Source organism: Bacteroides sp. ET71, assembly GCF_023336905.1.
Lineage (GTDB): Bacteria > Bacteroidota > Bacteroidia > Bacteroidales > Bacteroidaceae > Bacteroides.
Genome location: NZ_JAMBLS010000052.1, coordinates 1 through 6,643 on the forward strand (window position 1 = coordinate 1; position 6,643 = coordinate 6,643).

The following is a 6,643-nucleotide window of genomic DNA, read 5'->3' on the forward strand; positions in this document are numbered from 1 at the left end:
TAAAATAGGCAATTACAGATATCACCTTCATTTAGAATTATATCACCTTTTTGATATTTCTTAGCTGAATAATATCTGCAAAAAGGCGAATATTCTCCAACTTAAGTTTGCGATTAGGGCATGTTTCAGCTATAATCTGTTTTGCAATGTCAAATTGAATACTCATAGGCTAAAGTTATTTATATCCAACATTTTGTTTCAATTTTGGGTTCAAGTCTATACTTTTTTGTGGAATAGGAAAAACTGTGGTATACCCATTTTTCTCATCAGCCAGTTGGACTCGCTGATCGTATGATTTGTGATAAACTCCAAAACGCACCATATCTTGTCGTCGCCAGCCTTCCCATACTAACTCCAACAAACGCTCTTTCAATATGTTCTCAAGCGTAGCTTCTCGATATGGCATACCAACACGACCTCGGACTTCGTTCAACTCCAACGAGCCATCCTCACCATTACGTACCTTTGCCTCGGACTTCATCAGGAGAGCATCGGCATAGCGGAATAGCACGATGTCGTTATCCGGTTGTCTACCGTCGGAATGTGAGGTCCTATCAACCTCATATTTTGCCATACGAGCACCAGCTGTCTTGACATAGGAGCTTCCCGTAAGATTCAACTTTAGCTCCAATGGGAAATACTCCAACTGCTGTCCATTGTCCATCATTACAGGCTTTCCATCAACCTCTACGATGCCGGCATAGAAGTTCTTTTCAAAGCGAGCATCTACATCATCTGTGCCGTATCCGTTGGCTAAGACTGTTGAGATATTGGCACTGGTACCATTTTCCGATGAGCCACCCAACGCACCGCCATGGTTGTAGTGTCGTGATCGGAAGAGATACCAGAACTGCGCAGCATAGAGGTTCTTATCCAACGGAATGGTGAATATGTTTTCGTTGGAGTTCTCGTTATGCACAGAGAAATTATAGCTATAATCGTCCTCCAACCGATAACCTACCTCGGCAAGTTTATTGCAATATTTGATACAGGTCTGCCAAGCGTTGAGTTTCTCACCATCGACGGTGAAAAATATCTCTTTACCGTTCCGTGGAACGCCATCAGTCCAATTATCATCACAATATATCTCGGCATTAAGAGCCAACTTAGCCAAAAGGAAATTAGCTACAGGTGTTGTTATACGACCATAGTAGTTACCCATCTTATTACTACGCTCATTTGGCAACAACTCGGCAACCTCCTGCAACTCATTCACGATAAAACGGAAAACCTCGCTACGCTCGCTCTGCACAACTTCATCCTGCGGTTGTTCATAGGATGTTACGATGGGCACTCTGCCATACATATCCATAATGTAGTAGTAGAAAAGTGCTCTCAGAGCTCGCACCTCAGCTTCGTAGGCCACTCTCTGCTCCTCAGATAGGTTATGGCTATACTTATCGATGATATGCAGAGATTTGTTCGATAACACAACAACCTTGTAGAGGTATTTCCAAGTATTGTAGAGTGGTAAATCATTAGGACTCCACTTATGCTGATACATATTCGCCCACAAACCTCCATCGTACCAGTCGCCACCACGAATAGGTATCATGGCTTCGTCTGTAGTAAGTGTGTTATAGTCATAAATCCCACGACAGGTCCCCTGTAAACCCTCACTGTCTGCACTGCCACCAATGTAATTGTAGAGCACAGCCACTGCATTAATATATATGTTGTTGGCATTGTTGTAAATGTCTTCTTCATAAAGTTGATCTCTAGGGTCTTCAGTAAGACAAGAGGTCATCATCGTTGCCAAAGCAACCATCAATATGTTTATATATCTTTTCATAACTGTAAGCGGTTATAATTGAATACTAAGACCTAACGAATAGGTACGATATAAAGGATAGGTGCGTTTGTCGTCAATGCCCAAAGTGTTGCTTACTACATAACTGTTTATCATTGGAGTAAGACCGCTATAGCCTGTGATTATTGCAAGGTTGCTAATGCCTGCCGAAAGACGCAATGACTTCACAGCCTTGGATTTCATTGGAATATTGTAGCCTATGGTAATATGTTCAATATTTACATAGTCACCTTTTTCCAACCAATAGTCTGAAACATTCTGATCAATAATATTTTTTTCAGGAGCACCCTTCAATACATTGTAGTCAGGGAATATAGACATATTGGTATAAGCCAAGCCCGTGCCATTGAATATCTTATGACCGAAAGCACCATTTATCTGCATGGCAATATCAAAGGACTTGTAACGGAAACTGATGTTTGATCCAATAGTTACCTTGGGGGTTGCCTGACCTGCTATATACCTGTCTCCGCCATCGCTAAAATCAATCTCGCCATCATCATTCAAATCTTCAATATCGTAACTGTAGCCACCAAGTTCATTTTCTTTAAGCCCTTTGCAGTGAGGTAGATAGAATACCCCCAATGGCTGACCTACAATCTGATATACTACATTATTGTCTCCACCGTTCTGACCTGCACCATAAAGCGAGCCAATCGGAGTAATATCTGAAGCTGTCATATGCATACCATTATACTCTCCACTAAGCGAAAGTAACTTATTCTTCTGGTAGGACATATTGAAGTTGATATTCATCTCCATATCCTTTCGTTGAATGGGAACTACCGAGATTCCTAGTTCGATACCCTGGTTAGACATCGAGCCGATATTTGCCATCAGTTTATCGAACGCAAAGGTCGGAACGGGAACATCATACTCATAGAGCATATCCGTTGTCTTTGAGTAATATAATTCCGAGGTAAGCATCAACCGATTATCCCATATACCTAAGTCAAAACCGATATTAAATGTTGAACGAGTCTCCCACTTAAGGTCCGGATTCGTGTTGCGTATACTTCCCATTGTTACGGTAGGTGCACCGTTGATGGATACGATACCATTCTCCTTTACGGTATTAAGTGTTGTATAGGATGTTATACCTCCAAGATTTCCTGACCGACCATATCCGGTTCTTAGTTTCAATATTGTTATAAAGTCAGTATCAGAGAGGAAGCCTTCTTTTTTTACATCCCAACCCAGTGATACTGATGGGAAGAATCCGAAAGTATTGTTATCGCTTACCATTGAAGAGCCATCTCCACGGAGTGCTGCCGCAATAGAATATCTATCCTTGTAACTATATGTGACACTACCCATTATTGAAGCAAGTGACGGGTCTTCATAGCTACTGCTCGTACCACCGAAAGGACGCGATGATGTTGCTCCGATGTTATTATAGGAGAAATCATTTGTTGTTATTCCTTTTGCCTGCACCCATAAACCAGTCCTTACCTGTTTAAGATATTCTGCGCCAACAACAGCATCAAGGTGTGAGTCTCCCCAAGCATTGTTATATGAGAGGGACACATTTGTAAAGTAGTCTTCACCCTTGAACTCTCCACGATAAACATTGCCTTGCGCCCACACCCATGTAGGACAAAATTGAGCATTTCCCGTAGATGAATATGAATAAGAGCCGAAAGCCGACAATATCAAATTGTCAAGGATATTAAATTTCAGCCCCAAATGTGTATTGAAATTCCGTTCTTCGGAGTCATTTTTCTCATAGAGGAGTGCTCCGGGGTGGTTGATGTGTGATGCAGCCGAGTTCTTCACCCAGTTGCCATTAACATCAGTTCCTGCTGGATATGTAGGATTCTGTGCAGCTGCCGAGTAAAACAGCATTCGTGTATCGAAAATGTCGTGTATCTTTGACGAGTAGCCATATACACCAAAATCGCCAACTAAGCGACCATCGAAAGCCTTTTGTGTAGCATCAAGTTTTACCACTAAATTTCGGTAATCGTTAACTTTGACAATTGTATTATGATCCATAAAACCGAACGATGCTCGATAGTTTGAGTTTTCCGAACCACCGCTAAAAGCCAAGTGATGCTGATGTATCAAGCCCGTACGAGTAATTACATCGTGAAAATTGGTGTTGTAGCCACCATTATTGTAATCTAATCCAAGTGCCTCTGCTGTAGCTATATACTCCGGGCCGTTGAGCATTTGCAGATGTTTATACATTGATTCGAATCCGTAGTTGCCATCATATGATATTTCGAAACCTCGCCCCGTTCCTTTCTTGGTCTTAATCTCAATTACACCTGAAGCACCACGGGAACCGTACATTGCCGTTTCGGTAGCATTCTTCAAAATAGTGAAACTCTCGATGTCTGCGGGATATATGGTAGATAGCGTAGCGATGTCAGATGTCACTCCGTCAATAATTACTAACGGGTCATTGCCACCCATAATGGATGTGGTACCACGCACACGGATACTATTCAGCATAGCGAGCCTGTCAGTCCCATTAGTGGTGACGTTCACACCGGCAGACTGACCACTCAATACATCCAAAGCATTATTCAATGGTCCCTTCTTGATATTCTCGGGCCTGATATGCTCTAATGATTTAGTCGCCGAAATGGTATCTTGTTTCTCTCTGATATTCTGTACTTGTGCATCAATTTTTTGAGCACTACAGATGAAGAACATTATGACAAGACAAAGACCGACTCTTCCCATCTTGATTCGTTAAATCTCTGTAGATTCCCCAGACCAGACAGTTAATAAATCTTATACGCAATGTATTATAATGTATTATAAAGAGGGGGATTGGGAATCTGTACTATTTCCCTGCCTGTCCGTCCGCTTAGCCATTGTATATTTTTTTCTGTTATTTCATATCAGTGATGCTGATAATCCAGGCAAGAACAGAGTAAACATCTACCTCTTTTATACATAAATCCTTTCCAAGGACTTTATAAGCGCAACCATTAACTACATTACATTCCAAAGGTAACAATAATTTGTCATTTGAAGAAATTTAGAAAAAAGAAAAAGTCATTATGCGTGATATTTTTTATTTAATTACGACATTTATCAAATACAAAAAATCATAGAAGGACAAAAATCTTTAAATGATTTGATTATAAACAAACTTTAAATAGTTAAATTGCAATAATACTATACCATGGTTGTTCTTTACCTTAATGTAATACTACTGTTATATATCTGGTCATTTATCTCCTTTTGTCGGATGCAAAGGTTGCCAAACCTCTTTTAGAAAACGAAAAGTTCAAGCGGTAAACCATTTGGAGCAGTTTCGTCCTCCGTTGGAGAGTAAACAGCTCCAAAACCTTTTCTTATTCATCGGCTTGGCTGAAAACTGCATCCGGCAACGGAGATAAACGACTGACGAAATAATAGCATAAAACAGCATAGCCCCCCCCCTTAATAAGGCAATTTTATCAATGCTGTTTTCATTCTTTTCAGAGGACTATTATTTTCGACAGAGAGAAATTTGGCAAGCGGCAGATTTCACTCCCTCAAAAATAATAGATTTGAATTGCTGTCCTCTTGCCTTTATTGGAAATTGTAGTACCTTTGTAGTGGCTTGTGCGAACGAGCCAAGCAATGTGGAAAGATGGGAACATCGAACCATCAATAAAGTACCGAAAAGAGGGAAAATACCCTCTACCACCGCTCTTTGAGTGTTAAGAAATAATAAAAAGGTTAAATCTTCACCTTTTAGAATGTACCCCTAAAGGTTATGCCCATATTTCTGACTTATAACTCACAAAATATTGAGTAATAACTGGTTGCAAATACCTTTCTTGAAACTGACCGATTTCTGTAACTTTAGTCTCTGAGAACATAGTGGTAATTGTTTATATGTTATAATTCGTCGCTATAAATTTAACGTTTTTTTTATCGCTATATTCTTAATTTTCAAGCGAATAATTTTAATCCTTATATCGAACTCACATTAATATGGAAGAATCATTCAAGTTACGAGCTTGGACCAAAGCAGACATACCGGCAGTGGCAAAACACCTGAACAATAAAAAGATTTGGGACAACTGTCGTGACGCCCTTCCTTATCCCTATACGGAAAAGGATGCGGAACAGTTCATCAGTTTTGTTGAAGGGCAAAGTGAACAGAACAATTACTGCATCGAGATTAATCACGAAGCAGCAGGTAATATCAGTTTCATCAGAGGCACGGACGTAGAGCGTTACAACGCCGAACTGGGCTACTGGCTTGCCGAACCGTATTGGAACCAAGGCATCATGTCCGTAGCCATCAAACTGGCCGTAGAAGATTATCTAAGCCATTCCGATACGGTACGGATTCATGCTAATGTTTACGAAAACAACCCGGCATCGATGAAGGTTCTTGAAAAAGCAGGCTTCCATAAGTGTGGTATCTTCAGGAAAGCCTGCTTCAAGAACGGACAGTTTGTGGATTGCCATTGTTATGAATTAGTGAGCCTAAAGAAGATAAACTAAAAACACCCGACTTTACATTCTTGGATGTAAAATCGGGTGTTCGATTTGTAAAACATTGATAATCAATGTTTATCGCGGTGCGGACGGTAATCGTACCTGCCGCTTATAATATCTTTTTAATCAGTAACTTATGCGTAACCTAAAATTTAATGGTTACGACTTGGTTACGATTTCATCTTGTCAATTTTCGTAGCTTATGACACCACCGTGTCACCTTTCGATTGCGAGTGCAAAAGTACTACACATTTTTGAAACATGCAAGTTCTTAACAATATTTTTTTCAGCCTTTTTTTCAAGTGCAAGGTGCGAGCCTATATATATAAATAGGCTTGCACCTTGCACTGAACTAATTTTGAACCTATTAACCTTACTCCT

Annotated in this window: 3 protein-coding genes; 1 reads left to right on the top strand and 2 read right to left on the bottom strand. The window is 40.3% G+C overall.

Annotated features, from left to right (window positions below; genetic code table 11):
- Positions 1 to 175 precede the first annotated feature (175 nt).
- Both M3090_RS14500 and M3090_RS14505 read right to left on the bottom strand, forming a co-directional pair.
- Entirely contained in the window at positions 176 to 1,792 is a 1,617-nt protein-coding gene (locus tag M3090_RS14500; RefSeq protein ID WP_075318037.1) for a RagB/SusD family nutrient uptake outer membrane protein, read from the bottom strand.
- 12 nt (positions 1,793 to 1,804) lie between these two features.
- Complete coding sequence (locus M3090_RS14505) at positions 1,805 to 4,501, bottom strand: SusC/RagA family TonB-linked outer membrane protein (RefSeq protein ID WP_249057523.1); 2,697 nt, start codon at positions 4,499 to 4,501, stop codon at positions 1,805 to 1,807.
- Between the two features lie 1,248 nt (positions 4,502 to 5,749).
- Between M3090_RS14505 and M3090_RS14510 the strand changes: the two genes are divergently transcribed.
- A complete protein-coding gene (locus M3090_RS14510; protein ID WP_249057526.1) occupies positions 5,750 to 6,268 on the top strand; it encodes a GNAT family N-acetyltransferase in 519 nt (172 codons plus the stop codon).
- Positions 6,269 to 6,643: the final 375 nt, after the last annotated feature.

Bases quoted from the DNA above. Each gene is read 5' to 3' on its own strand.
- M3090_RS14510 (WP_249057526.1), top strand. From the start codon at position 5,750: ATGGAAGAATCATTCAAGTTACGAGCTTGGACCAAAGCAGACATACCG.
- M3090_RS14505 (WP_249057523.1), bottom strand. From the start codon at position 4,501: ATGGGAAGAGTCGGTCTTTGTCTTGTCATAATGTTCTTCATCTGTAGT.
- M3090_RS14500 (WP_075318037.1), bottom strand. From the start codon at position 1,792: ATGAAAAGATATATAAACATATTGATGGTTGCTTTGGCAACGATGATG.